The organism is Corallococcus llansteffanensis (genome assembly GCF_003612055.1).
Taxonomy (GTDB): domain Bacteria; phylum Myxococcota; class Myxococcia; order Myxococcales; family Myxococcaceae; genus Corallococcus; species Corallococcus llansteffanensis.
This window is the reverse complement of the sequence record NZ_RAWB01001051.1, coordinates 1-1,168: the sequence shown is the minus strand read 5'-3', so window position 1 is coordinate 1,168 and position 1,168 is coordinate 1. Positions and strand designations below refer to the sequence as shown.

At 71.2% G+C, this 1,168-nt stretch carries 1 protein-coding gene; it reads left to right on the top strand.

From position 1 onward, the window contains the following. Positions 1 to 1,168: serine/threonine-protein kinase (locus D7V93_RS46310; protein ID WP_208723356.1), on the top strand; the 1,168-nt coding region annotated here is incomplete at both ends.

The window sequence follows — 1,168 nt, the reverse complement described above, 5'->3', positions numbered from 1 at the left end:
CGGCCAACGTGTTCCTCGTGGAGCTGCCGGGCGCCGCGACCACGCTCAAGCTGGTCGACTTCGGCATCGCCAAGCTGCTGGAGTCCCGCGACAGTCCCACCACCGTCGACGGCACCATCCTGGGCACTCCGGAGTTCATGGCGCCCGAGCAGATCCGCGGAGGCACCATCGGTCCGGCGACGGACCTCTACGCGGTGGGCATCATGACGTTCCAGATGCTCACCGGCGTGCGGCCGTTCCAGGGCGACCCAATGCAGGTGCTGTTCGCCCACGTCGATCAGCCACCGCCTCTGCCGTCCACGCGCGCAGAGGGCATTCCCCCGGAGCTCGACACGCTGGTGCTCCACCTGCTGGCGAAGGATCCCGCCCTGCGGCCGGCTTCCGCGGAGGCCGTGCGGCAGCAACTCCGACGCATCTCCATGCACCCGCTACCGAGGGCCTTGCCGGTACCCAGCCGCGGCGCGCCTCGCGCTCCGGCCCGTGCGCCCGTCAGAGCCTCACCGCACACGGAGAACTTGAGCACCGTGAGCCTCGCCGCCTCACTGCGCACCGGGAGCCGCGGCTGGATGGTGGGCGGCGCGGTGTTGCTCGCGGGGCTGGGGGGAGGAGCGTTGTGGCTGGGACGCTCGGCTTCGTCGACGGAGGTCACGCCCAGCACGAGCACCGCTCCGCCTACCGATAAGGAGGCCGAGGAGGCCAAGAGGGCCGAGGAGGCCAAGAGGGCCGAGGAGGCCAAGAGGGCCGAGGAGGCCAAGAGGGCCGAGGAGGCCAAGAGGGCCGAGGAGGCCAAGAGGGCCGAGGAGGCCAAGAGGGCCGAGGAGGCCAAGAGGGCCGAGGAGGCCAAGAGGGCCGAGGAGGCCAAGAGGGCCGAGGAGGCCAAGAGGGCCGAGGAGGCCAAGAGGGCCGAGGAGGCCAAGAGGGCCGAGGAGGCCAAGAGGGCCGAGGAGGCCAAGAGGGCCGAGGAGGCCAAGAGGGCCGAGGAGGCTAAGAGGGCCGAGGAGGCCAAGAAGGCCAAGGAGGCCAAGGAGGCCAAGAGGGCCGAGGAGGCCAAGAGGGCCGAGGAGGCCAAGAGGGCCGAGGAGGCCAAGAGGGCCGAGGAGGCCAAGAGGGCCGAGGAGGCCAAGAGGGCCGAGGAGGCCAAGAGGGCCGAGGAGGCCAAGAGGGCCGA